The sequence below is a fragment of the Paucihalobacter ruber genome, assembly GCF_006494535.1.
In the GTDB taxonomy this organism is placed as follows: Bacteria; Bacteroidota; Bacteroidia; order Flavobacteriales; family Flavobacteriaceae; genus Paucihalobacter; species Paucihalobacter ruber.
The window spans coordinates 142,247-168,164 of sequence record NZ_VHIQ01000005.1; the positions used below are offsets into that span (position 1 = coordinate 142,247).

General features: G+C 35.8%; 26 protein-coding genes. 8 read left to right on the top strand and 18 right to left on the bottom strand.

Translation table 11 applies throughout. The annotated features are described in order from the left end of the window. Positions 1–38 precede the first annotated feature (38 nt). From FJ651_RS11120 to FJ651_RS11130, 3 genes are read right to left on the bottom strand one after another with little or no spacing between them, the layout of a single operon-like run. Positions 39–3,434, bottom strand: a complete 3,396-nt coding sequence (locus tag FJ651_RS11120) for a T9SS type B sorting domain-containing protein (RefSeq protein ID WP_140990599.1) — start codon at positions 3,432–3,434, stop codon at positions 39–41. A gap of 27 nt (positions 3,435–3,461) precedes the next feature. Beyond that, the gene (locus FJ651_RS11125) at positions 3,462–4,286 is read right to left on the bottom strand and encodes an ABC transporter permease (protein WP_140990600.1); all 825 of its coding nucleotides are present in this window, start codon (positions 4,284–4,286) and stop codon (positions 3,462–3,464) included. Positions 4,287–4,297: 11 nt separating this feature from the next. Next, positions 4,298–5,200 carry an ABC transporter ATP-binding protein gene (locus FJ651_RS11130; protein ID WP_140990601.1) on the bottom strand — a complete coding sequence of 301 codons (903 nt, stop codon included), beginning with the start codon at positions 5,198–5,200 and terminating at the stop codon, positions 4,298–4,300. A gap of 97 nt (positions 5,201–5,297) precedes the next feature. Between FJ651_RS11130 and FJ651_RS11135 the strand changes: the two genes are divergently transcribed. Beyond that, positions 5,298–6,356, top strand: coding sequence for a hypothetical protein (locus FJ651_RS11135; protein ID WP_140990602.1), 1,059 nt, complete (start codon positions 5,298–5,300; stop codon positions 6,354–6,356). Here the strand turns inward: FJ651_RS11135 and FJ651_RS11140 are convergent. The 7 genes from FJ651_RS11140 to FJ651_RS11170 all read right to left on the bottom strand — a co-directional run bounded on the left by FJ651_RS11140 (position 6,353) and on the right by FJ651_RS11170 (position 11,529). Then, a complete protein-coding gene (locus FJ651_RS11140; protein ID WP_140990603.1) occupies positions 6,353–6,865 on the bottom strand; it encodes an IS1096 element passenger TnpR family protein in 513 nt (170 codons plus the stop codon). The two genes, FJ651_RS11135 and FJ651_RS11140, sit on opposite strands and share 4 nt — an antisense overlap. Before the next feature lie 31 nt (positions 6,866–6,896). Next, positions 6,897–7,937 carry a COX15/CtaA family protein gene (locus FJ651_RS11145; RefSeq protein WP_140990604.1) on the bottom strand — a complete coding sequence of 347 codons (1,041 nt, stop codon included), beginning with the start codon at positions 7,935–7,937 and terminating at the stop codon, positions 6,897–6,899. Then, the gene (locus FJ651_RS11150; RefSeq protein ID WP_394348091.1) at positions 7,934–9,379 is read right to left on the bottom strand and encodes a CCA tRNA nucleotidyltransferase; all 1,446 of its coding nucleotides are present in this window, start codon (positions 9,377–9,379) and stop codon (positions 7,934–7,936) included. The genes FJ651_RS11145 and FJ651_RS11150 overlap by 4 nt, the downstream gene beginning before the upstream one ends. A 490-nt stretch (positions 9,380–9,869) precedes the next feature. Next, entirely contained in the window at positions 9,870–10,508 is a 639-nt protein-coding gene (locus tag FJ651_RS11155) for a sulfotransferase family 2 domain-containing protein (protein WP_140990605.1), read from the bottom strand. Positions 10,509–10,757: 249 nt separating this feature from the next. After that, complete coding sequence (locus FJ651_RS15870) at positions 10,758–10,973, bottom strand: GxxExxY protein (RefSeq protein ID WP_140990742.1); 216 nt, start codon at positions 10,971–10,973, stop codon at positions 10,758–10,760. Positions 10,974–11,160: 187 nt separating this feature from the next. After that, entirely contained in the window at positions 11,161–11,355 is a 195-nt protein-coding gene (locus FJ651_RS11165) for a hypothetical protein (RefSeq protein WP_140990606.1), read from the bottom strand. Next, positions 11,356–11,529, bottom strand: a complete 174-nt coding sequence (locus tag FJ651_RS11170) for a glycosyltransferase (RefSeq protein WP_216746139.1) — start codon at positions 11,527–11,529, stop codon at positions 11,356–11,358. Between the two features lie 91 nt (positions 11,530–11,620). Here FJ651_RS11170 and FJ651_RS11175 point away from each other — a divergent pair, with 91 nt between their 5' ends. After that, positions 11,621–12,373 (top strand): Kdo domain containing protein, encoded by a 753-nt coding sequence (locus FJ651_RS11175; RefSeq protein WP_140990608.1) that lies wholly within the window; start codon positions 11,621–11,623, stop codon positions 12,371–12,373. Between the two features lie 3 nt (positions 12,374–12,376). Here FJ651_RS11175 and FJ651_RS11180 read toward each other — a convergent pair whose 3' ends face one another. Then, on the bottom strand, positions 12,377–13,144 hold the full coding sequence (locus tag FJ651_RS11180) for a glycosyltransferase family 2 protein (RefSeq protein WP_140990609.1): 768 nt from the start codon (positions 13,142–13,144) through the stop codon (positions 12,377–12,379). Positions 13,145–13,339: 195 nt separating this feature from the next. Here FJ651_RS11180 and FJ651_RS11185 point away from each other — a divergent pair, with 195 nt between their 5' ends. After that, positions 13,340–14,158, top strand: coding sequence for a glycosyltransferase family 2 protein (locus tag FJ651_RS11185; protein ID WP_140990610.1), 819 nt, complete (start codon positions 13,340–13,342; stop codon positions 14,156–14,158). Positions 14,159–14,166: 8 nt separating this feature from the next. Here the strand turns inward: FJ651_RS11185 and FJ651_RS11190 are convergent, their stop codons facing one another. Continuing rightward, positions 14,167–14,982, bottom strand: coding sequence for a 2,3,4,5-tetrahydropyridine-2,6-dicarboxylate N-succinyltransferase (locus tag FJ651_RS11190; RefSeq protein ID WP_140990611.1), 816 nt, complete (start codon positions 14,980–14,982; stop codon positions 14,167–14,169). 269 nt (positions 14,983–15,251) lie between these two features. Here FJ651_RS11190 and FJ651_RS11195 point away from each other — a divergent pair, with 269 nt between their 5' ends. The 5 genes from FJ651_RS11195 (at position 15,252) to mazG (ending at position 18,158) form a co-directional block, all read left to right on the top strand. Continuing rightward, the gene (locus FJ651_RS11195) at positions 15,252–15,725 is read left to right on the top strand and encodes a nucleoside deaminase (protein ID WP_140990612.1); all 474 of its coding nucleotides are present in this window, start codon (positions 15,252–15,254) and stop codon (positions 15,723–15,725) included. Between the two features lie 51 nt (positions 15,726–15,776). Then, a complete protein-coding gene (gene ruvX, locus FJ651_RS11200; RefSeq protein WP_140990743.1) occupies positions 15,777–16,190 on the top strand; it encodes a Holliday junction resolvase RuvX in 414 nt (137 codons plus the stop codon). Between the two features lie 140 nt (positions 16,191–16,330). Continuing rightward, on the top strand, positions 16,331–16,921 hold the full coding sequence (def, locus tag FJ651_RS11205; RefSeq protein WP_140990613.1) for a peptide deformylase: 591 nt from the start codon (positions 16,331–16,333) through the stop codon (positions 16,919–16,921). A 26-nt stretch (positions 16,922–16,947) separates the two neighbouring features. Then, positions 16,948–17,370: a DUF5606 family protein gene (locus FJ651_RS11210; protein WP_140990614.1), complete on the top strand. Its 423-nt coding sequence runs from the start codon at positions 16,948–16,950 to the stop codon at positions 17,368–17,370. A 14-nt stretch (positions 17,371–17,384) separates the two neighbouring features. After that, positions 17,385–18,158 carry a nucleoside triphosphate pyrophosphohydrolase gene (gene mazG / locus FJ651_RS11215; RefSeq protein ID WP_140990615.1) on the top strand — a complete coding sequence of 258 codons (774 nt, stop codon included), beginning with the start codon at positions 17,385–17,387 and terminating at the stop codon, positions 18,156–18,158. A 43-nt stretch (positions 18,159–18,201) separates the two neighbouring features. Here mazG and FJ651_RS11220 read toward each other — a convergent pair whose 3' ends face one another. The 6 genes from FJ651_RS11220 to FJ651_RS11245 form a co-directional block, all read right to left on the bottom strand. Beyond that, positions 18,202–20,322, bottom strand: coding sequence for a DUF349 domain-containing protein (locus tag FJ651_RS11220; RefSeq protein WP_140990616.1), 2,121 nt, complete (start codon positions 20,320–20,322; stop codon positions 18,202–18,204). 84 nt (positions 20,323–20,406) lie between these two features. Further along, positions 20,407–21,144: a shikimate dehydrogenase family protein gene (locus FJ651_RS11225; RefSeq protein WP_140990617.1), complete on the bottom strand. Its 738-nt coding sequence runs from the start codon at positions 21,142–21,144 to the stop codon at positions 20,407–20,409. After that, positions 21,141–22,157 carry a DUF368 domain-containing protein gene (locus FJ651_RS11230; protein WP_140990618.1) on the bottom strand — a complete coding sequence of 339 codons (1,017 nt, stop codon included), beginning with the start codon at positions 22,155–22,157 and terminating at the stop codon, positions 21,141–21,143. The genes FJ651_RS11225 and FJ651_RS11230 overlap by 4 nt, the downstream gene beginning before the upstream one ends. A gap of 1 nt (position 22,158) precedes the next feature. After that, on the bottom strand, positions 22,159–23,121 hold the full coding sequence (locus tag FJ651_RS11235; protein ID WP_140990619.1) for a DUF368 domain-containing protein: 963 nt from the start codon (positions 23,119–23,121) through the stop codon (positions 22,159–22,161). Positions 23,122–23,158: 37 nt separating this feature from the next. Further along, positions 23,159–24,565, bottom strand: coding sequence for a tetratricopeptide repeat protein (locus FJ651_RS11240; protein ID WP_140990620.1), 1,407 nt, complete (start codon positions 24,563–24,565; stop codon positions 23,159–23,161). Positions 24,566–24,722: 157 nt separating this feature from the next. Continuing rightward, positions 24,723–25,910 (bottom strand): aspartate aminotransferase family protein, encoded by a 1,188-nt coding sequence (locus FJ651_RS11245; protein ID WP_140990621.1) that lies wholly within the window; start codon positions 25,908–25,910, stop codon positions 24,723–24,725. Positions 25,911–25,918 lie beyond the last annotated feature (8 nt).

Sequence of the window (25,918 nt, forward strand, 5' to 3'; positions counted from 1 at the left end):
AATTTATTGTTGCCACGAATTTATCAAAAAAAGATCTATTACCTCTTTAAAGTAAAATGCCCGTTTAGGTGTCTGCCATCTTCTAATGTAACAGAAAACCAATAATCGTTGGTAGGCATGAGTTGACCGTTAAATGTGCCATCCCATCCGGTGCCAAGCGGATCGATTTGTGCCAGTAATTTTCCGTAGCGATCGTAAATGTAAATAATGGTGTTAGGTTGAAAATCGCGGTTGATACCTTTTACTTGCCAGAAATCGTTAAAACCATCGCCATTAGGGGTGAAGTATTTTGGGAAACCAATTACTGAGACGGTTTCTTCAACAATACCACAATTATTTCGGTCTCTGATATAAACGGTGTAGATACCGGGTTGCAGATTGTTGAAGGTATTGCTCTCCTGATAGGGACCAAAACTGTCCAAAGCGTAGTCGTAATCTCCTTCACCGCTAACGATAACGGTAATGCTGTTATCTTGAGCAGCATCGGTGACTTGCACATTTTCAACGGTGGCGATATTAGACGGCAATACTGTGATGGTACGGTCTTTAAAACAGCCGTTGGTATTGGTTACGCGTACTGTATAAGTACCGGGCGCATTGACCTGTATTTGCATACTGGTTTCGCCGGTAGACCAGTTATAAAAAAAGTTGTTGGGCAGGTTGTTTAACACGCCGCTATCGAGGGTGATGGTTTCGGGAAAAAAGTTGAGGCAGTAGAGGGTTTCAAATGTTGTTTCAATTTGGGGTAATTCAAAAACGGTTAATAACACTTCATTAATACCAAAACAGGCGTTGTCGTTTTCAACCCTTACAAAGATGGTGTGATTAAAAGCCACCGTATTGGTGTAGTTATTGGGTAGTTCATTTTGCTCCAATAGTGCATCTTCAAGTGTTTCGTAATAGGCAATGTCTAAACCGGCTGGTAAACCCTGTAATACTTGCGCATTGGCTTGAGACAGGTTAAAGGTATAAAAACCGTCTTCAAGACCATCATCATCACATGCGCTGAGTTGTGCATCATTGGCTGCGGTGGCGCTAACTTCTAAAGTAACGGTTGCAGTGCTCGTACAACCGGTGCTGGTATTGGTGACTTGAGCATAAATGGTTTGCGGATTTTCAAAATTGGCAAAATTGTTACCGTCAATAGGATTGGTATTGTTGTTTAAATCGGTTTCGTTTAGAAAATAATCAACACTTCTATTGGGTTGGCCATTGGTGATGTCTTCAAATATCTCATTGATATTAAACAGGGTAAAACCGTCTGGGATACCATCTTCATCGCATTGAAAAATTGTACTGTTCGTGAATTCCGGCACGGGATTTACAATAAAATTCAAAGCCGAAATTGTAAAACAATCAGTATTGTTGTTATTGGTGATTCGCACAAAAACCGTATCGTTAAACGGTGTGGTATTTTGATAGTTGCCAATGATTGGATTGGTATTGCTATCGGCATCTGCCTGCGAGTTGTAATAACTTACATTAAAGTCTGAAGTGCTTTGAGTTCCCAGTACATCTGCGTTAAAATCGGTTAAATTAAATTCAGAAATACCATCGGTAAGGTCATTAAAATCATCGCAAATTTCAAGGGTATTAATCCCAAAAACTACAGGAGTTAAAAATACTTGGTACTCAAAGTCGGTAATGTCAAAACAATTGGGATTATTCTGATTTTGCACCCTAGCATAAATGGTTTGCGGATTAGAACTATTAGTGAAGTTACCTTCAATAGGGTTGAGGTTATCCATAGCCGCTTCCATAGAGGTGAAATATAACACTTCGTAAGTATTTGAGTCCAGACTGTCTAATATTTCAGTGCTCTTGGTGGTTAAATCGAATTCGGATATAAAGCTGTCGCTGCAAATTTCAACATTAGTGGGTTGATTGGCAATCACCGGTACCTCAAAATAAGACACGATGGCTTCACCTTCAATAGGGCATTCGCCATTATTGGGTTCTATGAACAATTGATAGAACCCCGGTGTGCTTACGGTTAAGTTAAAAAGTGTTTCGTCGGTTAGTTCATTACCATCTCTAAACCATGTGTAATCGGCTCCGGGGATCTCGTCGCCCTGAAGTGTAAATGTACCACCATCGCAGAGTAATAATTCTGATGTACTAATACCATTTCTGATAATGTCTATTTCAGAATTAAACAGCGACTGAATAAACGGTGGTAAGCCAATGGTACTTCGGTTTTGACCGGTGCCATTCACATCCAGTAGCACACCCTGTTCATTATAATTTGCTGCCATACCTGAAGCTTCCGGATTATTGATGACACCTAAGAAGCGTGAAACTGTGTTATTGAAGGTAAAGCTTAACTGTGCCCGGTATATTTTTTTGTTGATGCCCAGTTGTAAGGCACCGGCACTCATAGCATTGGAGGTGTGAATGATTTGAGCAGAAGCCGCTATATTGGCAGCTTCTAAATCCCACTGAATAACCTGACTGGCACCGTCACCACTAATGCCAAGACCAACAGTGGCGTATAATTTTTTATTTTCGGCGGAGAATTCTATGCCGTACGGACTGTTATTATTTTGTTGTGAATAGATTTCTATAGGGTTTGAGACTGTTCCGGTGTCATTATCAAAATCGTATAAATACACGGCTCCGGGTCCATCGGTTGCTGTTTGGGTTGAAAAGCCGTGATGTGCCACCGCTAGTTTACTGCCATCGGGTGAGGCTTTAAGATAACCCAGTGCATTTCTTCGGTAGCCGGCAAAAGGCACAAAAGGTTCTACGGTTGAAATCACCGGTGTGGTTTCTACGCCGGTTTCGGTAACTTTAAATGCGTAAAAATTTGAACCAAAATGAGATAGCACCCAAAACGATGAACAGTCGTCCGCCCGAACTGCCGTAATTTTTTCTGAACATTTATAACTAGCCTGAATGGAATTGTTGGGATCGTAAGTAATGAGTTCTACATTTTTTTCGGTTGGGACCACATCTCCCAAACCAGCTCGCAGCGACATGTCTATTAATGAATATCTCAGCCCATCGTTTGAGCCATTACCGGCAGATTGATTTGGAAATGAAGGCGTATTAAAATGATGTGGTTCATCAACTGTAAAAATGTAAAAGAAATTGTCGTCTTGAGGTCTTGGCACAATAAGTCCTGATGAGGTACTGGAGTTATCACCGAGCAAGCCTGTACCGGATGCCTCATTAGCGTTAGGCATGGGCAGGTGGTTGCGATTCCAGATGGTTCTTCCATCTGAATAAAACAATAAATTACCGTTGGTATCTGAAATAGAAGTGCAGCCTTCAAGCGTACTGAGCCGGCCATTCGTTAGTGCTGTTACCTGATCGGTATTTTGATTAAATCTAACACCTGCAAACTGACCAAAGTACCAGTTGGCCGCCTCGTTTTGAGCCAATCCTTTGAAGCCCAATAATAAAATTAAGGTAAAATATAAGTAATACTTCATTCTCGATAGCAACAGCTACCAAAGATATTATAAATCTCGTTTTTTTAATAATTTGTAGGATAAAAACACAAATATGAAGGTCCAGAGTAATACAATCAGTACTTCGTGCCAGTGTACTGCAAAATCATAGGCCATTTCGGTTTTATCAGGGAATTTGGTCATGGCTAAGCGCTGAAAGGGTTGGTCAATGAGTTTGTACATAGATTTTAAAGGGAAGAAGTTTTGAATTTTTTCGGCAAAGGCCATATCGCTTTTCCATGCAATAAGTCCAAAGCTAATCCATTCAACGATGTATAAAACAAACAAAAAGGCCAACGCAAATGCCGAACGTTTTAACAGCATGGCGAAAAACAAGCACAAACTAAAAAAGCCAACAAGTTTTACAAAATACGCCAGGATAAATTCCGACTCTCTAAAAATGATACCAATTTCGTTGTAACTTGAGTAATATAAGCCTATGGCTAATGTGAGTAAAAAGATGATTAAGGTAGAAATCAACGAAAAGAATACAATGGCATAAAACTTAGACAATATAAATTCCCGTTTGCTCAAACCATCAATCAAGTTCTGTTTTAAAGTGCGGTTGCTGTATTCGTTACCTATCATACTTACCACTACAATGGCGAAAAAGAACTTGAACTGCGATGCAAAAAAGGTGGTGAGATGCCATATAATAGGGAAGTTAAAAACACCCATTTCCCCTAATTCAAAAGTGAACAAGCCAAAAAAATTGATTTTAAATGAGGACAACAGCAGTATAAAAAATGGTAAAACAAACGATATGAAAATGAGCACTTTATTGACTCTGCTCAATAATAATTTTTGTAATTCAAGTTGTAGTAAGCGAATCATTGTATGGTTGATTAGTTGGATTGTTGGTCGGTTAATTGCAGGAACTGTTCTTCTAAGCTCTCTTTTCGTTTCACCAAATGAGAAAGGGCTATATTTTCTTTAAAAAGCATTTGGTTAAAGGTGGTTGCATCGATGGGTTCGTTCAGGAAGGCTGTTATTAAATCACCTTCAATTTTCACTTTACTTATTACATCATTGTTATTTAAATAGTTAACAAGAGTTTCCTGATCGTTACATTTAAGCTCAAAGAAGCCATGGCTGCTAATCATTTCGTCAACACGACCTGAATAAAGTTTAACACCATGGCGTAATACTACCACATGGCTGCACACTTTTTCAACTTCATCTAATAAGTGCGAAGCCAATAAAATAGTGGTACCGCCTGCGGCAATGTCTTTTATGATTTGTCTGATTTGATGAATTCCCTGCGGATCTAAACCGTTGGTGGGTTCATCTAATATTAATATTTCCGGATCGTTTAAAAGTGCTGATGCAATGGCCAGACGCTGTTTCATACCCAATGAAAAGGTTTGAAATTTGCTATGGCGACGATCCCAAAGGTTGACTATTTTGAGTTTTTCTTCAATTTTTGAAATATCAACCCCTTTAATTTTACAAACCAGTTTTAGATTTTGAATGGCCGTCATGTAAGGATAAAAATTTGGTCGCTCTATAATGGCGCCGACCTTTTTTAAAGCATTGTGTGTAGACACCGTGCCATTAAACCAGCTAAAATCACCGCTGGTTTTATTAACAACGTTTAAAACAATGCCTAAAGTGGTAGATTTACCGCTGCCATTGGGTCCTAAAATACCGTAAACATTGCCTTTGTTAATGCTAAAGCTTAAATCCTGAACAGCGGTGATACTGCCAAATTTTTTGGTAAGATTATTAATGCTGAGAATTGTTTCCAAAATTGATGAAGTTTGATTGGTTAAAAATAGGACGAAACAAGCACTAAAATGTTACAAATAATGATTAAGTTACTACATTTGAAAAAGATTGACCGGTATGCAAGACTTAAAAATATCTAAGAAGAAACCATCCTATCCTGTTTCTGACAGATTGAATAAATATCTGAAAGAGTATAACCGCCATTTGAGAATTTCAGTTTCTTACGAAGATTTATTGCGCTTTCAGGGTTCTGTAGCAGTTTACGACAAAAACGATAACGATACCCTTTGGACACGCGTTTACTACAGCGAATTTGACCGGGCTGAAATAGATTTGAACCTTAAAAAAGTATATACCATTTTACATTCTGATGGGAACCAGAGAACCATACCGTTTTTAAATGTAGATGCCATTGATTACTGTACCTTTGGAAACAGTAAGCCTTTTAGGGTGAAGGTGAGAAATATTCTCAATGACAATTTCACCTATTTCTATGTGAAAAAGGCCGACGCTTCCAGAATTTACGGATTGGAACTGGAACACATGCTATCTCCTTATAACCTTAATTTTTTAGTTTATAAAAACACCTTAATAGAAGAGCACATCGCCGGAATTCCAGGAGACGAATTTATTCAGAATAGTTTAGAAGATTGTACGCCATCTGAAAAATCTCAAATTGCCAAGGAGTTCGTTAAATTTAATGAACGCTGCATGATCAGACTATTGGGAGATATGCGTTCTTACAACTACGTTATTGTACCTATTCACGATTTTGATCATGTTGTTTTTAAAATTAGAGCCATAGATTTTGACCAACAATGTTATGAAGGAAAATTTAATGTGTATCGCCCACAGTTTTTCAAAGAGAATAACCGAATGGTGACTTTGGTATCTGAGCGATTAACGAAAGATTCAATCGACCAGTATAAAATTGAGGAGCGCTCTATAGTTGCCAAGCGAATTATAAGTTATCACGACAGGCTCAATCAACTCGTAGATTGCATGATTCACGACGAAATTTCTTCCGAAGCACACATAGAAATGCTAAAAACAACCATCTATGACTATACCTTAGACGTTAAATTCAAGCGTTCTAAAAATATGGGTGAAATTTTGAAAAATGCCCTTGACTTCGTTAAACGAAATTATGAAGATGTTAATGCCAAAGATTTTTAATTCCAGTTTTCGTCAAAGTCTAAACCGTCGTAGTCTTCAATATCTAAACCATCGTCGAACTCATCGTTGAAGTCGTCAAAATCTTCAGCTTCAAAAGATTTTTCGGGTGCGCTTTCAGGTATTTGACCGTGAATAAACATCAGGTTGGGGTAGTTGGTGCCTTCGGCTTCTTCAACTATTTCGGCCAGTTCCACGAAGAATGTCCACATATATAAAAAATCGTAAACATAAATAAGCTTGGTTTGGGCCTCGTGTACAGCTTCATTGATTAAAGTATTACCCATATATCGAACGCCGGGTTCTTCAGTGTCAAACATGGTAATTTCTTCGCCTTCGTTCCAGTCATCATCACTTAAATAAAACGAGGAGATTTCCAATCCGTCAAAACCAAAACTTTGCGAAATACAGTTGTGTAAATCTTCTAAAGTATCGGTTTCTCTTATTTCGATATCTCTAAACACATCATCATCAGTATCGTTGTCGAGTACTACTCTAAATCTGTAAATCATATTTTCGGTTTTAAGATTACAAATATAAAAATTAAGTCAATGCTTGCGCAGTTTGGGTGGTGAGAGCTCTGCGACTTTCGAGAACGAGGTAAAACTGAACACCAATTAGTATAGCGGCAATTACCAGGTGTAAAGGCTGTGTTGAAAATGGAAAATCAAAGTAATACATCAAGATTCCTGTAGCAATTTCAAGGGCAATGCAAAGGATGACCAAATTCATTTTACCATAACCTAGTTGTAGCTTTCTATTTCTCATAAACAACCAGCCGTTAACCAGCAGCACTAAAACAGACAGCGATCTGTGTACATAAAAATTAATGGTAGGTTGGGCCAGCCATTCACTCTTAATATAGCCAATTTCTTTAACCTGTTCGTCAATATATTGTCTTACTTGGGTACCTAGAACAATCTGGATAAGTGTTAAAACAGTGGCAAAAATCAATAAATTGTGAAAACCCACATCTGCCAACTGATTTTTAAAACTGGTCTTTGAGGCGTAAATAAGGTATAAAATCACAAAGACAATGAGTAGTGCCATGACCATATGAATGGTGATTTTATAAGGTGCCAAATTAGAATCCACAACGGTTTTTCCTAACCAGGCTTGAAATCCCATGGCAAAAACAGTTAAAATGCTTAATGGCAATAGCCACTTGTTGTCTTTCCAAAGCCAAATGGACATGATGGTAAAAATTAAAATAGGAATACCGGATAGCGCACCAAGGAGACGGTTGATATATTCAACCCAGGTATGCAACGGATTGAAGATATTGTAATCGTGTGTGGTGAAATTATTCCAGTTGTCGGGGTTAAAACTGTCGCCCGAGGTAAAATTACTTTTGGCCACTTTTAAGCTTTCGTCTACTATAATCACGATACCCTTTTTGTATTCGTAATTTGCTTTAAACTCCAGCTGTTCAGCTTCGGTTGGCGGTATATAGTAACCGAAACACTTTGGCCAGTCGGGACAACCCATTCCCGAACCTGTCATTCTCACAACAGCACCGGCAATAATGACCAAATAAATAAGCACAAGTGCTATTTTGGCGGTTTTTCTAAATTTCTTAATCATAATTTTTCGGTAGCAATTTTTAATCCTAATTTTTTTCCTTCGTTGAGCATCATCTTATAAGCAGCTTCGTATTCGTTTGGAATATCGCCTTCTAAAACAGCTTCTTTGATTCGCTCTTTAATAATACCAATCTCGCGCGATGGCTGAATATTAAAAGTTTTCATAATATCTTCGCCTGAAATGGGTGGCTGAAAGTTTCTAACGTGATCGCGCTCTTCAACTTCTTCCATTTTCTTTCGAACCAGCTTAAAGTTGTTGTGATATTTTTTAAACTTTTTAGGGTTTTTGGTTGTGATATCGGCTTCGCAAAGCGTCATTAAATCTTCTATACAATCGCCGGCATCAAAAATGAGTCTTCGCACGGCAGAATCGGTTACATCACCTGATACTGCAATAGGTCTGGAGCTCATAAAAACGAGCTTTTGAACGTATTTCATTTTGTCATTCAATGGCATTTTCAATCTTTTAAACAAATGAAATACCATTTTAGAACCTTTTAATTCGTGACCGTGAAAGGTCCAGCCAATTTTTTCGTGAAACTTCTTGGTTGGTGCCTTACCAATATCGTGAAGCAAAGCGGCCCAACGCAACCAAACATTATCGGTGTATTTGCTAATGTTATCAACCACTTCTAGTGTGTGATAAAAGTTGTCTTTATGACGCTGACCTTCAATTTCTTCAATGCCTTTTAAGGCTGTTAGTTCGGGAAGTATAAGTTCCAGCAATCCGGTTTTCTCGAGAAGAATAAACCCTTTTGAAGGTTGTTCACTTTCAAGAATTTTGTGCAGCTCGGTGACGATGCGTTCTTGTGTAATAATTTTAATACGTCGGCAGTTTTTGGCAATTGAGTTTAAAGAACGTTTGTTAATGATAAAATCCAGTTGCGTTGCAAACCTAATGGCGCGTAACATTCTTAGTGGATCATCGCTGTAAGTAACATCAGGATCGAGAGGTGTTTTGATTAGACCATTTTTTAAATCTTCTAACCCATCGAAAGGGTCGAGTAGTTGACCGTAATCATCTTCATTTAAGCTTATAGCCAAGGCGTTGATAGTAAAATCACGCCTGTTTTGATCGTCTTCTAAGGTGCCGCTTTCTACAGCCGGATTTCTGCTGTTTTCGTTGTAAGATTCTTTTCTGGCACCAACAAATTCAATTTCCAAATCATCAAAACGCAACATGGCCGTACCATAGGTTTTAAAGATTTTAACCTGTGGTTTATTAGGTAGAAGTGAAGCCGTTTTTTTGGCAAGGTCTATGCCGCTGCCTATGGCAACAATATCAATATCTTTTGCATCACCACGATTTAAAATAAAGTCTCTTACATAACCACCAATTACATAACTATTAAGACCTAGTTGTTTTGAGGCTTTTGAAATTATTGAAAAAACAGGGTTAGTTAAGGCTGTAGTAAAGGTGTTATTTAAGTTGATTTTATTCACTAATATCGTCTATGTATTGTGACTGCAAAGGTACAACTTACACCATAGCTTTTAAAATGCCAAATGAAAATAAGTAGTTCTTTTTAAAGTGAATCTTTTAGGCTTTGGATTTATAGAAACCCGATTATCTTTGAGTAGTTTGAAGTAGTTGTTAAAATGTGAAGACTATTAAATATTGAGTTTTTGAAATAACAAGCTTTAACTTAATTTTAGTTCATTTTGAATGGACTGTTTTTGTTCTTCTTATATTGATAAATCAGCTATTTTGAATTCGGCATTTGGAAAGCCATTATGGCTGGAAAGAACCTGTTTTACTTAACGCTGGAGAAATTTATTTGTTCTGATTTTGGACGATATTGAAAGAGCTGCGATTATGCATGAGAGCATATCTCTTAAGATTTTTTTTGAGTATATAAAGAAGTGTTTAAATAAGACTAATGTCAAAAACAATATTGTTGCTTATTTGTAATCTTAAAATAGACAAGTTTTGTTAAACTTTAAAATTAAAGCTGTAGCCAAAAGTCTCAAAATCTCTTTTCCAAAGTTTTTGAACGAGTTCGATATTTTTTTGAGGATAGTAATCGGAATAATCTAAAGTTTCTGCTTTTTTGGTATGAGGCATAGCGATATTGGTTAAACCAATTTTTTTGCAAACGTTACCCCAATCCTCTTCTAAATTCTCAAATTTCCCAATAAAATCCATCAAAATAGCACCATTTTTATCACACAACATATTTACCTGATGAGCATCGAACCTTGTGGATTGATATAAAATGAAGTCGTTAAACGAGTTCAGGGCTAAAACTTTCTTATGTCTCCCGTGACTATGTGTTCTTCTAATGTATTCGTATTCAGAGACTAATCTAGTGAAAGGATTTCGCACAAAAGCAAATTTAAAATATCCATCAAATATGTCTAAAGGCATAATTTTTTTCACATCTAAAATAGTGGCATGTTGCCTAAACCGAAAATTATGATAATCTTTTTCTAAATTAATTTTACTTAAAACTTTAGAAAATAGATCACTTGGTCGAGGTAAACTATAAATTTGGAGTGGTATTTTAACGCTTCCTCCTGCGGATTTTCTAATATGAATGAAAATAAATTTGTGACTGTCTGATATCAACATAAACAGGGATTTAGGATTTTGGTATTTTTTTGATAAAAAACAGTATCGGTTTCAAACTCTTTTATGTAATTATAAATTAGGGAATCTTAATTATGCTGATAAGTTGTATCGCTCTCCGAACCAAAACATATCAAAATAGACAAGCTTTTTAATTTTCTCTTAAATGATAAATCATTGTTTATTTGCCCAACCATAATTTTGAATGTCCAACACCTTTTTATTTTAATTCACCACAAATATAGAAAATAGTCATCCTCTGACAAATCCAAAGATGTTATCCTCATAAAGTCTTTTTTGAAAGAATAGTAATGAAAAGAATGAATTCATTTTAGTCGATATAGAAACTTTCAAATAAATGATGCCTTTTGCAATATGAGCATCAGTAAATGCTTCACAAGATTTAATTTCCAAAATCATGTTATTGCAGACCACAAAATTAGGATAACATTTTCGTTTTAAAGTAATTTCATTATATTGTCATTCTTTTTATTTTCAAATTTAATTTGCGCGTTTGAATTCATATGCTAATGCTTCTTATAAACGATTTCAGAAAAGCTACTACCTAAATTATTATGAACTTGAAACAAAATCATTATTCGTACATATATGGCCAAAATTTTTAAAATGAAAAGGTACAACGTGCACCACTGTTTTAAAGTGCCAATTCAAAATTCATAGTTAAATCTAGAATGATTTTATAGTTTGTAATAACCCAAATTTCTTTTATAGTCGGAAAAAAGGCATCCATACCATCAACGAATATTGGCGAAAATCCTGAAAATTGAGATTGTAAATTTGTAATGGTATTTCTGTATTTGGGTTTGGTACTTTCGTCAAAAAATACCAATCACTCAAAATTTTTATTGGTTTGTGCAGCAACAAACGGAAAACAAAAGTTGGCAAACAATTCAAAGCGATTGTCGTGCCATTGGTCTGTTAAAACGGAAATGTTCTTTTTACCGGTGTTCCAATCTGATTTTCTTAAGTTAAATCGGGTGATGATGTAATGTTTGTAGGTCACAAATACTATTTAAGTTTTATCTGTTTTGAATGTGAATTCAAAACTAATCAAATAAATTAAAGTATTACTTTTACGGCGCAATTTAAATGTCATGTCTTTTATTATCAAACTTCATCCCGAAAGTGACTTAACTACCGGTCAAGTGCAGACTATTATTGATCAATTTAATAATAAAGGTGAACTGATTGGTGATGGTAAAAGAAACGTGATAAAAATTATTGAGGTAGAAGGTATAAAATACAACGTCAAGTCCTTTAAAATCCCCAATATTTTTAATAAGATTGCTTATAAATTTTTAAGAAAAGGAAAGGCCGAACGTTCTTTTGAATACGCATCAAAGCTTAAAACGATGGATATTTTAACGCCTGATCCACAAGCTTATGTAATTGAAGAATCGTTCTTGTTTAGAAGGAGTTTTTATATTAGCAAACAATTGGATTACGACTTTACCATTAGAAAAATGGTAGATGATCCAAATTGTGATGAGTTTGAAAATGTAGTTCGAGCCTTTACTCGATTTACCTTTAACTTACATGAAAAGGGAATTCATTTTATTGACCATTCGCCCGGAAATACTTTGATTAAAAAGAATGGAGAGCATTATTTATTTTATCTGGTAGATTTAAACAGAATGAATTTTGGAACGCTCGACTTTAGTACAAGAATCAAAAATTTTGCAAGACTATCTGCACCCGATAAAATGTTAGAGGTGATGAGTGATGAATATTCAAAACTCATTAATCAGCCAAAAGCAGAAGTTTTTAAGCTTATGAAACACTATGCTGATACTTTTAGGAATAAACTGCTTCGAAAAAAACGTTTAAAAAAACGCTTAAAAATATAAGGCTTACTTGTTTTTAATGAGCTCTTTTAATATTTTAAATCTGTGTGAAACTCCATAAGCATTGTAGTAGCAGATGTTAAATCCAGCTTTGCCGTCTAAGAAACCCAGCCTGAACACATAGTTGTAAATAAATTTGTAAAACGGTTTAAAAATAACTTTAAACACCGTTGGTTTTTTACTTTGTTCTAACAATTGTTTTGCCTGTAATGTAGCATAGTGTTCCATCTTTTGCTTAAAATGAGTCCAGTTGCTAAAAGAATAATGTAACATCTTGTTTATCATCTTACCACTTGTACCGTTAACTCTTAATTGTTCGTGCACTAAAATGGCCTCGTCGTACTTGGCTTTATTTTTCTTAAAAAGCCTATAAGTAGCGTCACTTTGTAATCCTGAAAATCTTATTTTTTGATTGTTGAAATAAAATTGTCGTCTGATCTTGTAAGCGTCGTATTTTGGATTTCTAACGGTCGCTATGATTTCAGATTGAAGTTTTTGTGGAATGCGTTCATCAGCATCTAAAAACAATACCCAGTCATACTTTGCTTGAGAGATTGCGAAGTTTCGTTGATCGGGGAAACTTTCAAATGTTTTTTGAATGGCGGTGACATTCGAAAAATTATGTAACATCTTAAAGGTACCATCGGTACTAAACGAATCCACAACAATAATTTCGTCTGCAAATGCAACTTGCTTAATAGTAGCTTCAATGTGCAGTGCTTCGTTATAACATATAATCAGTGCTGAAAGTCCTGTTGGGTGTTCTTTTGTCATGCCAAATAATAGTAGCCTCGCAAAAGTAGTATTTTAAAATCGAAAATACACTTTGGCTCAAAAGATCAATTTATATGTCCTCAATAGTTAAAGAACCCTTATGCTATAACCCTAACTGTTGATTCACCTTTTTCAAGAATCAATGTTATTCTAATTATTATCTTTGCGCAGTATATAAAATACGATAATAACATCATGAGCAATCTTAATATTTCTGTAATAATTAGTACCTACAATTCTGAAGAGTGGCTTGAAAAAGTTCTGGAAAGTTATAAATATCAGGATTACCAAAATTTTGAGGTGATCATTGCCGACGATGGGTCTAGAGCTTCTACCAAAGAACTCATTGACAGTTATAAGGCCGATTACCCGGTGGATTTAAGACATATTTGGCATGAAGATCTTGGTTACAGGCGTCAGGAATTGTTAAATAAATGTATCGTTGAAACGGCCTATGATTACATACTCATGACTGATGGCGATTGTATTGCACGAAAAGATTTTGTGTCAACACATGCCAAGTTTGCCGAGCGCGGCTATTTTTTGTCAGGAGGATACCTAAAGTTAAATATGGTCACTAGTAAAGCCATCAAACTTGAAGACATTAAAAATGGCAACTGTTTTTCGACGAAATGGTTAACAGAAAACGGAAAAATTACATTTAAACAGTCAATTAAATTAAAGGCTAAAGGTAACTATGCAGACTTTTTGGATTATTTAACACCAACCGGTGCAACATTTAACAATTGTAATTCCAGTGCATGGAAAGAAGATCTAATTGCCATCAATGGGTATGACGAGCGCATGCAGTATGGTGGTCCTGACAGAGAGCTTGGAGAGCGCTTGCACAACAATGGTATTAAATCAAAACAAATAAGACACAAAGCCATTGTTTTGCATTTAGACCACCCAAGAGGTTACAAAACCAAAGAGTCTATCCAAAAAAACGAAGCCATTAGAGGTTTAACCAAAGTAGAAAAGCGTATCTGGACAGACTACGGAATTAAAAAATAATCGTGCTATTAAACAGCTACGTTATATTCTCTCAACGCATCGTTTAACGACGTTTTTAAATCGGTTGAAGCTTTTCGCTTTCCTATAATTAAAGCACACGGTACTTGAAATTCTCCTGCAGGAAATTTCTTGGTATAACTCCCCGGAATTACTACAGATCTTGCCGGAACAACACCTTTGGTCTCAACAGGGGTTTCGCCGGTTACATCAATAATTTTTGTGGAGGCAGTAAGAACCACATTGGCACCTAAAACAGCTTCTTTTTCTACTCTTACGCCTTCAACAACAATACATCTGGAGCCGATAAAGGCATTGTCTTCAATAATTACGGGAGCTGCCTGCAGGGGTTCTAATACACCGCCAATACCTACACCACCGGACAAGTGTACATGTTTGCCAATCTGCGCACAACTACCAACAGTTGCCCAGGTATCTACCATTGTGCCTTCGTCTACATATGCGCCAATATTGACATAACTCGGCATCATGATCACACCTTTTGAAATGTAAGCACCATGTCTGGCAACCGCATGAGGCACCACTCTAATGCCTTTTTCGGCATAGCCGGTTTTTAACGGGATTTTATCGTGATATTCAAATATGCCAACTTCAAAAGTTTCCATTTTTTGAATAGGGAAGTACAAAACAACTGCTTTTTTTACCCATTCGTTCACTTGCCAGCCATTGGTAGTTGGCTCTGCTACGCGCAATTTGCCGTTGTCTAATAAAGAAATAACTTCTCTAATAGCATTAATAGTTTCTGAATTTTGAAGTAATGCCCTATCATTCCAAGCGTTTTCTATAGTGTTTTGTAGTGAATTCATATCATCGATTTTAAAAACACAAAGATAATTTTATAGCCAAAAGCTATCTATCAAATTTTACTAATAATTTCACAAAATTGGTTGTGATCCTTTCAAAATACTGGTTTATTAAATCATACAGATAACTGATTTTATTATTGAGGGATAAAAATCATCACTTTTGTTGATGCCTATTTATGTTTAAAACACCTGTATGTAATTATTGCAAAGGTGTTTTTTTATCTTTGTTTTACAATTGTTAAGTTTTAATCTTTGTAAAAAAAAGTAGCATGTGCAGCCATAAAACTTTGATGCAAATAGCCATTGATTTGTCTTTAGAAGGCATGAACAACAATAAAGGCGGACCCTTTGGAGCCATTGTTGTTAAAGATGGAAATATTATAGGTAGAGGTAATAACAAAGTTACATCAAGCTCAGATCCGACGGCTCATGCTGAAATTGTAGCTATTAGAGAAGCCTGTAAACGTTTGCAAAGCTTTCAGTTAGACGATTGTGTTATTTATACTTCTTGTGAACCTTGTCCCATGTGTATGGGTGCCATTTATTGGGCGAGACCAAAAAAAGTGTATTATGCCAACAATAAACAGGATGCAGCAGCCATTGGTTTTGATGATGATTTTATTTACAAAGAAATTGAACTTCCATTAAGCAAAAGGCAAATCCCCTTTGAGCAGATATCTAGGAAAGAAGCACTGGCAGTTTTTAAAGCCTGGCAGGAAAAATTGGATAAAATTGAATATTAGTTTAAACGGTTGTCACTAATAAATGTGAATTCACTTTACTACCTTTGAATGATGAAACGCATCATAGCATTTGATTTTGGACAAAAACGAACGGGTATTGCTGTTACCGATCCGCTTCAAATTATTGCTTCGGGATTAACTACCATCAATTCTGAAAATTTAATAATCTTTTTAAAAGATTATTTAAAAACTGAACCGGTAGAACGTTTTGTAATTGGCGAACCTAAATCATTAATCAATCAGGAAACGCACAGCAGCAATTTGGTGAAACATTACACCGGTCTGCTCAAGCAACATTTTCCTGATATTCCCATTACCATGGTTGATGAACGTTTTACCTCTAAAATGGCCTTTCAATCGATGATTGATAGTGGTTTGAGCAAAAAACAGCGCCAGAATAAAGCCTTGGTAGACGAGATAAGTGCAACCATTATTCTTCAAAGTTACTTATCTTCATTAAATTAGGATTTATATAACATTTTTCAATTTTTGAACCTTTCATTTTAAATCATCATATACTTCAGAACCTATTATTGAAATGCTTTTTTAATTTAAAGTTACAGCAATCATTTTAGAATTGTATTTTTGCAAAAAAAATAAATGTCATGATTTTACCTATCGTTGCCTACGGCGATTCGGTTTTAAAGAAAAAAGCAGAACCAATCACTCAGGATTATCCAGAACTTGAGGCCTTGATAACTAATATGTTTGAAACCATGTATGGTGCCTATGGTGTTGGATTGGCGGCACCGCAAATAGGTTTGCCAATTAGATTATTTGTGGTAGATACCGAGCCGTTTGCCGACGATGAAGACCTTTCAAAAGAAGAACAGGAAGCCATGAAAGACTTTAAGCAGGTTTTTATAAATCCCGAAATATTAGAAGAAACAGGAGATGAATGGGCTTTTAACGAAGGCTGTTTAAGTATTCCCGACGTGAGAGAAGATGTGTTTAGAAAACCAACCATCACCATTAAATTTCAGGACGAAAAGTTCAACGCACACACCATGACTTATAACGGACTTATAGCGCGGGTTATTCAGCACGAATACGACCATATTGAAGGTGTACTGTTTACAGACAGGCTGTCGGCTTTCAAAAAAAGAATAATAAAAGGCAGACTTAATAACATTTCAAAAGGTAATATTAATGTAGATTACCGCATGAAATTTCCGTTATTAAAGAAAAAAAGATAATTACAAATTAAGATATTCCACATTTTATGAGTTTAGACAAAATTATGTCCATTTCGGGCAAGCCGGGTTTGTATAAAGTGTTAACCCAAACCAGAAATGGTGCCATTGTAGAATCGTTATTAGACAATAAGCGACTCAACGTTAACATTCACAGCAATGTTAGTATTTTAAGTGAAATAGCTATCTATACCATCCATGAAGAAAAGCCACTCGCCGAAATTTTTGAATCTATCAAACAAAAGGAAAACGGACAACAAACGTCAATAAGTCATAAAGACAGCAAAGATGCATTAGAGGAATATTTTTTCAATATTTTACCCGATTACGATGAAGATCGCGTCTATGCATCCGATATTAAAAAAGTGATTCAGTGGTATAATTTGTTGCAAAAAAACGACTTACTTCCATCAGCTTCAACTGAAGACAAGGGAAGCGACGAAGAGGAATAATCTTAAAGTAGTCAATGGTAGATAAAACAAAACAATTAGAAGCTTTTAATCGCCTGCTTATCATCATGGACGAGTTGCGTGAGCAATGTCCATGGGATAAAAAGCAAACCATGGAGTCGCTTCGTCATTTAACCATTGAAGAAGTTTACGAACTGGGCGACGCTATTTTAGACAAAGATTTGGACGAAGTTAAAAAGGAGCTGGGCGATGTGTTGCTACATATTGTTTTTTATGCCAAAATTGGCAGCGAAACCAACAGTTTTGATATGGCTGATGTTTGCAATAGTATTTGCGATAAACTCATTGAAAGGCATCCGCATATTTATGCCGACGTTAAGGTTGAAGATGAAGAAGAGGTAAAGCGTAACTGGGAAAAACTAAAACTCAAAGAAGGAAAAACGAGTGTGCTTCAAGGGGTACCGAAAAGTTTGCCTGCCGTTGTAAAAGCCAATCGTATTCAAGATAAAGTTGCCGGTGTTGGTTTTGACTGGGAAGAACCCAATCAGGTTTGGGAAAAGGTTCAGGAAGAATTGCAAGAGTTACAAACCGAAGTGGCAAGCGGAAATTACGAAGGCATTGAAAACGAAATGGGCGACGTTATGTTTTCACTCATCAACTACGCGAGGTTTTTAAAAATAAATCCTGAAAATGCGCTCGAACGAACCAATAAAAAATTCATCAAGCGTTTTATGTACCTCGAACAAAAAGCCAAGTCTTTAAACAAAGATTTAAAAGATATGACACTTGCCGAAATGGACGTATTTTGGGAAGAAGCCAAAAAGCTTTAATTGAAAAAGCCCTTGGAAATTAAAAAGCCCAAGGGCTTTTTTGTTAATACATATCCTTAATTTTAACAAGTTTTTGTTTCCAGGTTTCCAAAACTTCTTTTTGTTTCGCTATGTTTTTATGAACCTCCTGAACCAACGGGTTATCTGAATTGGTGTCTGAGAAGAACATTAAATTGTTTTCCAACTGGTTAATTTCGGACTTAATCTCATCTATTTTCTTTCTTATAAAAGAACGTTCGTTATCAAGAGCTCTGGTATCATCTGGATTAGAAAGTGATTCTAATTTGTTTTCATACTTAATCATTTCAGCTTTTGAGGAATCTATCTTGAGTTTTTTAAAGATACCGTCCAATACCTTATTAAATTTACCTTCTATAAAGCGTTTGTTGTTTGGTACATGACCGATTGACTTCCACGCATCAATTATTTCCTGAACTTTTTTCTTGTCTTTTTGAATGTCTTCGGTTAATTCAAAGCTTTTGAGTTTTTTAAGGAGCTCGTTCTTTTTATCGAAAGCGTCGTACAACTCTTTATCTGCTTCTCTTTGTTTGTCATGTAGCCTGTCAAAATAGTAATTACAAGCACTTTTAAACTGTTTCCAAACCTTATTGCTATCTTTTCTAGGAACATGACCTATGTCTTTCCATTGATTTTGAATGTTTTTCATCAACGGTGTGACCGTTTCAAAATCTGTACTGTCTTTATTGTCTTCAGCAATTTTAATAAGGTCCAGCTTTTTTTGAAGGTTGTCGAATTGATCTTTTTTAAGTCCTTTATAATAGGCATTTTTAGCTCTGTTAAAAGATCTAACAGCCGCCTTGAATTCGTTCCAGCATTCTTGGTTGTTAGCTCGTGGTACTCTACCGGCAGTAAAGAAGGCTTCTCTTAAAGCTTCTATTTCTTTAATACCTTGCTGCCAACCATTATGGTTTTTGATATCTTTTTTTGCAATGGCTTCAATCTTTGCAATAATATCTTTTTTAACAACCAAGTTATCTTCAAAAGCCTGCTCCAGATTATTTAAATAGTCTTGTCTCTTGTCGTGTATTACTTTGGTTGCGGCACTAAATTGCTCCCAAATCTCGTCCCTGTATTCTCTGTCTACCGGACCTAGTTCTTCTTTCCAGATCTTATGAAGTAATTGTAATTCTCTAAATGCTAAATTGATATCGCCAATTTCACCTAATTCTTCGGCACGTTTAATAACCTTACGCTTTTCTTCGAGGTTGTGCTTAAAGTCCATATCCCTCAAATCTCGGTTGAGGTGTAAAAAATCGTAAAATATCTCTACATGGTGGTGGTAGGTATTCCAAACATCATTGTAATGATTGCGCGGAATGGGTCCGGCATGACGCCATTGCTCTTGTAAATCTTTAAAATGTTTGTAAGTGGTGTTGATATTTTCTTCAACATTTATTAAGCCCTTTATTTCTTCAATAATATGAAGTCTGTTTTCAAGATTGGCATTTAAATTTCGTTCTAATTCTTTGTGGTATGTATTGAGTTTACCTTTATAATCGCGATAGACGACATTAAATGAATTTTTAATGTCGCTTTGGAAATAAAAATCTATTTCATTGCCACCTTCGTTCACAAATTCCTCTTTCTTTTCTTCATAAAGGGCTTTGTATTTTTGATTGAACTCAGATTTTATTTCATTAACGGGCTTTCTGATGGTTTGGATTTTTCTCGAAGCCACCAAATTTTCGAATTCCTTGACCAGTTGTTCTAGTGAAAGAGCATGGTAATCTATTTCTTCAATTTCGTGGCGTTCAGCATTGGTTTCATCTTCACTATCTTCTGCATTGGCGGCAGCTATAGAACCTACATGGTCTAAATCTGTTTCTTCATGCTCCTCATCATCATCTTCGCTTTCATCACTATCATCATCATTATCATCATTGGCTGAGGCTGTATCGACCTGCGATGTATTATCGTCAACTTGCATTTCTTCTACTTCACCACCTAAGTCATTGTCGTCATTGGCTAAAGTATTTTCTGCCAGCTCTGAGTCCGCAACATTTTCAATTGATTCTCCTTCTGTTGTAGAAGTTGAACTAATCTCAACCTCACTTTCAGAATTTTCAACCGGGTTTTCAGAAACCTCGTTTTTAATTGTATCTTCTTGTCCGTCTGCATTTTGCAGGTTATCTTTCTCAAGCATTTTTGAATCTTGTATTTATATTAAAAAGTTAAAGATAATAACCAATTGGCTATTTTCAAAACATTGTGTTTTAATAACTTTAAATTAAGGCTTATTCCAAAGTTTCCAGGCTTTTTCTGCCTGAAGCTCCAACATTTGTAATCCGTTTAAAATCTGTGCACCATGTTGCTTTCCTTTTTTAAGAAATAAGGTTTCAGACGGATTGTAAATTAAATCGAACAAAAGATGTTTGCTGGTTATATGCTCATAAGGAATATTAGGACATGCATCTACCGCAGGATAAGTACCTAAAGGTGTACAATTAATGATAATTTGATGCGATGCAATGATTGGACTATTAAGATTTTCGTAAATAAAGTTAACGTGATCTGAGTAGTTTCTCGATACAAAGCTATAAGGTATTTCAAGTTTTTTTAACGCAAAGGCCACAGCTTTTGAAGCGCCACCGGTACCTAAGATAAGCGCCTTTTTATGGTGTGGTTTTAAATGAGGCTCTAAGGATTTTATGAATCCGTAGAAATCTGTATTATAACCCTTTAATTTACCATTTTTTTCAATTTTAATTGTGTTGACTGCGCCAATTTTTTTAGCATTTTTAGACAAATTGTCTAAAAAAGGAATGATTTCTTCCTTGTAGGGAATGGTTACATTAAGTCCTTTTAATTTTGGATGCGTGCTTAAAATATTCGGGAACTCAATTATTTCTTTTAAATCGAAATTATTGTAGCTACAGTGTAAATGTTCGTTTTCAAACTTTTTTGTGAAATATTGTTTTGAAAAAGAGTAGGAAATATTTCTTCCTATAAGGCCAAATTCAGTCATTTAATTTTTCTTGTTTTTTGTCCGTACCATTCTAGGGCAAGAACCACAAAAATACCAAGTATTGCGTACATTACGGCAAAAAGTGTTTCGGAATTGAGTTCGGGTAGATATCTTTGGTAATTTTGAATGATAGGTGAGTCGTTGATGTCTAATAACAATTCGCCTTGGGCATTGGTTTTAAAAATTGTTTTTTTCCAGGGCCAAACCACACCTAGAGATCCAACAATAAAACCAATAATGGTAGCCAGTGTTATGCTTTTATAATGTTTTAAAATGTAACTGAGAATATGAGAAAACGTTACCAAACCAGCTACAGAACCCAAGGTGAAAACTACTAATACTTTTAATAATCTGAGTCGCTCACTGTTATAAACAAACTCAAAATTTAATCTTACTATTTCGGTTAGGGTATCAAATAAGGCATTGACCGAATCAACCAGCAGTAAGACATAATTCCCCATTAAAATTAAAATAAAAGAGCCTGAAAATCCCGGAAGTGTCATACCGCTAACGCTAATCATTCCACAGATAAATACAAAAAACAGATTGTCGTTTTCTTTGGCCGGATTTAAAAAACTAATTCCCAAACCGAGCACAATTCCTATACCAAGTGCAATTCCGGTTTTTAAATGCCATTGATTAAAATCTTTATTGATGTAATAAATAGAACCTATAATCATTCCAAAAAACAAACTCCAAACATACAGTTCGTAGTGGTCTAAAAAGTAGTCGAGAATTTTAGATACGCTAAAGTAGCTCACTATCATCCCAAAAAATAACAGACCTAAAAACTTGCCGTTGATATATCTGTAAAAGCTATTAAATCTACCATTGATAAGTAATTTAAAGGCTTTACCATTAACTTTTTGAAGCGAGTAAATAAACTCTTCATAAAAGCCTGCCACAAAAGCCACAACACCTCCCGAAACGCCGGGAACCTTGTTGGCTGCACCCATCCCAATACCTTTTATGACAAGAAATAATTTATCTGAAAATGTTCGGGTACTTTCCATATTAAGCGCGCTTTGAGCCTAGTTTCTCTAAAATGAAAATAGTTAAAAAACCTATTAACATAAGGGTCATAGCCAAAATAATTTGGGGTTCACCATTATAGGCTGAAGGTGCTATACTTTCTTCGAGAAGTGGCACTTTTAGACCTTCAGAATTTAATCGCCAGGTTAATACTTTTTTCCATGGCCATATTTTATTAAGCGAACCTATCATAAAGCCGGTTAGAATGGCGAGTGTTAAGTTTTTATGATGTTTAAACATCCAGTTTAAAATTTTCGAAAACACTTTGATACCAACAATAGCTCCAATACCCAACATGGCAAATTTTGTAATGGCTTCCAGAAATAATGCAGAATTTAGTGTTGTAACACTTTCTATCAGGTTATTAATTGTTTCAATAGCAATTTCATAAGCGCCAAGCAGCAATAATATAAATGCTCCCGAAATACCGGGCAAAATCATGGCAATAATGGCAACAAAGCCACAAAACAGCAGATAAAGATTGCTGTCGGGCGAAGCAAATGGCTCGGCTCTTGTAACATAATAAGATAAAAGTGTGCTAATTATTATGGCCGAAATGATTAAGAAATTGGTTGTTTTTATTTGTTTGCCAATGAAAACAATGCTGGCAACTACCAAACCAAAGAAAAAAGACCATAGTAATACAGGTTCATTTTGAAGTAGCCACTTAATAATTTTGGCCAGCGAAAGAATACTAATGGCTATTCCTGTAACAAGTGCTAACAAAAAGCTGCCATTAATATTTTTCCAGAAAAGCTTAAATCCGTGAGATTTTATAAGTTTTAGACTAGAAAGATTGAGTTTATCAATACTTTCAATTAGTTCTTCATAAATACCAGAAATAAACGCTATGGTACCACCGGAAACACCCGGAACAACATCGGCTGCACCCATGGCCATGCCTTTGAGACCTACAAGAAAAAGGTGAAATTTATTTCTACCCATAATTTTAAAACAAACAGCCGTAAAGGTATAAAATTAATCAGCCCTTTTTGTTTTTTGACTGTAGCTGTTTCAGAATTTTTTTGCTGGATAGCTTTGGAAATAACTCATCTATGATGAAATGGTAATCGGCATTAAATTTCAGACCGTTCACCATATGATATTCGGCTTCGGTATTATTACCTAAAGTAAAATGTAAACCGGCTAAACGATACTGTATTTCGGCATTTTCAGGATAGAATTCTGACGCCTGATCTAAATTAAATACGGCGGCTTCGTATTCTCCCAATAAAATTAATATATCTGCGCGCGCCATCCAGGTTTCAATTTCGTAATTGCCCAATTCTAATGTGCGCTTGTAGCCGTGTTCTGCCTCTTCGTATGATTTTAATCGGTGATTGATTTGAGCGTAGAGTTTCCAGTACAACACATTTTCACTGTCAATGTTAACAGCTTTATTAATATAATACAAAGCCTTTTGATAGTTGTTTTGTTTAATATAGAATTTTGTAATGGCAATCCAACCCTTATCTAACAACGGATCTTCATGAACTGTTTTATTGAAGTGATAAAGGGCCAATTCGTCATTACCCATTTTTTGATAACAATAGCCAATTCTCAATAATGCAAACGACGAAGGCTCATCGAGCAATAATGTATATTTATAATTTTCGATGGCTTCTTTGTAATTATGCTGTTTTTCAAGAACTTTTCCTTTTTCAAGATAGGCACCAATAAAAGTATCATCAGAAAAAATAGCAAAATCAAACGCTGCCAACGCCTTTTTGTAAGCTTTTTGGTTGAAATACTGCTTGCCTAACTGATGCCATGCTACTTCACTATATGGGTTTTTATCTAAATAAGTATTTAAAAATAGAATGGCTTCATCGCTTTTATCGGCAAAGTCATAGCAATAAATTACATTGTATAGTGCTGAATAGTCTTCTGGGTCTAATTCAACACACTTAGTGAAATATTTTCGGGCATTGTTGTAGTCGTCAATAAACAAATACTCCATTCCAATGAGGCTGTAAATATCAATGCTGTCGTAAGGATCGTCATTAAGAGTCAAGGCTATTTTAAGTGCCTCAATAGCTTTGAGATGCTCGTCTTGTTTTGAAAGTACATTTGCCTTTTGAATATAGATTTCTTCGTTGTTGGGTTCTAATTCGTAGAGCTTGTCTAATAGCTTGTTAGCTTTGTCAAAATCGTCTGACATCACGTACATCTCTACCTGAAATAATTGTAAATTAGTTGACGATGGATGTTGCTCAAGGCCTAATTTAAGGGCTTTTTTCGCCAAACTAATTTTACCTAGATCGAGATAATGATGTATGATATTTTCGAATTCCTCTGAATCAAAGAATAAAACGTTGTTGGTTTTAAGCATTGATTCAAACTTGTTTAAAGATAAATTGTAGTGTTCGTCTTCGTGACTAAACTGCATAAGCACGTAGTATTTGTGGTTGTAATAAAATTAAGATTCTATTGTAAGCATTGGTTTTTTATGGGTTATTGTTTTCAACAAAGTAATTAACAGGTTTAAAAAACTGTAAATTAGCTAGGTATAGTATGTGTCAACAGTTATTAAAAGCCGTGAACACTTAATTTGTGGGTTGTATTTTATTTAAAACGGACATTAAAATATCACATCCTTCAAGAATTTCTTCGTTTGAGATGGTTAAAGGTGGTGTAATTCTTACGGCTTTAGGTTCGTATAGTAACCAGAATAAAATGAGTCCGGCTTCCTGACCTTGCAATACAATTTGATTGGTAATATCTGCTGAAGGCGTCATCGCGGCCAGCATTAAACCTTTGCCTCGAATTTCGGTAATTAAAGGATGTTTTAAATGTTTTCTAATGAGCTGCTCTTTTTCTAAAGTTTCCTGAATAAGGTTACTTTCTGTAATTTCCTTCAAGGTTGCCAATGCAGCTGCAGCAATCACCGGATGACCTCCAAAGGTTGTAATATGGCCTAATTTTGGTTCATCGCTCAATGTTATCATATGTTCATAAGAAGCCGTGAAAGCACCAATTGGCATGCCACCACCTAGGCCTTTACCGGTAACGACTACGTGTGGTACACAATTGTAGTTTTCGAAGCCAAATAATTTTCCGGTACGACCTATACCGGGCTGAATTTCGTCTAAAATAAGCAGTGCTCCAACATTATCGCAACGCTCTTTTACTTTTTTAAGATAATTGTCTTGAGGCTCGATAAAACCGGCACCACCTTGAATGGTTTCAAGCACAACACCCGCAGTTTTTGTCGTAATTTGATTGATGTCAAGTTCATGGTTAAATTCAATAAACCGCACATCGGGCATTAACGGTCTGAATGCTTGTTTGCGTTCTTCAAACCCCATGATACTCAAAGCTCCAATAGTATTGCCGTGGTAGGCTTTGTTGGCGGCGATAATCTCGCTTCGTCCGGTAACGCGCTTGGCCAGTTTAATGGCACCATCAATAGCTTCTGTGCCTGAATTAGTTAAATAGGTCGTATCCAACGGCGCGGGTAGGTGAGAGGCCAGTAATTTTGATAATTCTACAGCCGGCTTTTGGGCGTATTCGCCATAAACCATCACGTGTAAATACTTGTCCAATTGATTTTTAATGGCATTTACCACTTTCGGGTGCTGATGCCCTAAACTGCAGGCTGATACCCCGGCTACAAAATCTAAGTATTTTTTACAATTGATATCGTAAATATAAGATCCTTTGGCGTATGAAACTTCCATCGCCAAGGGATGCGGCGTTGTTTGCGCTTGGTATTTTAGAAAGTCGGCCTTCATCAACGGCA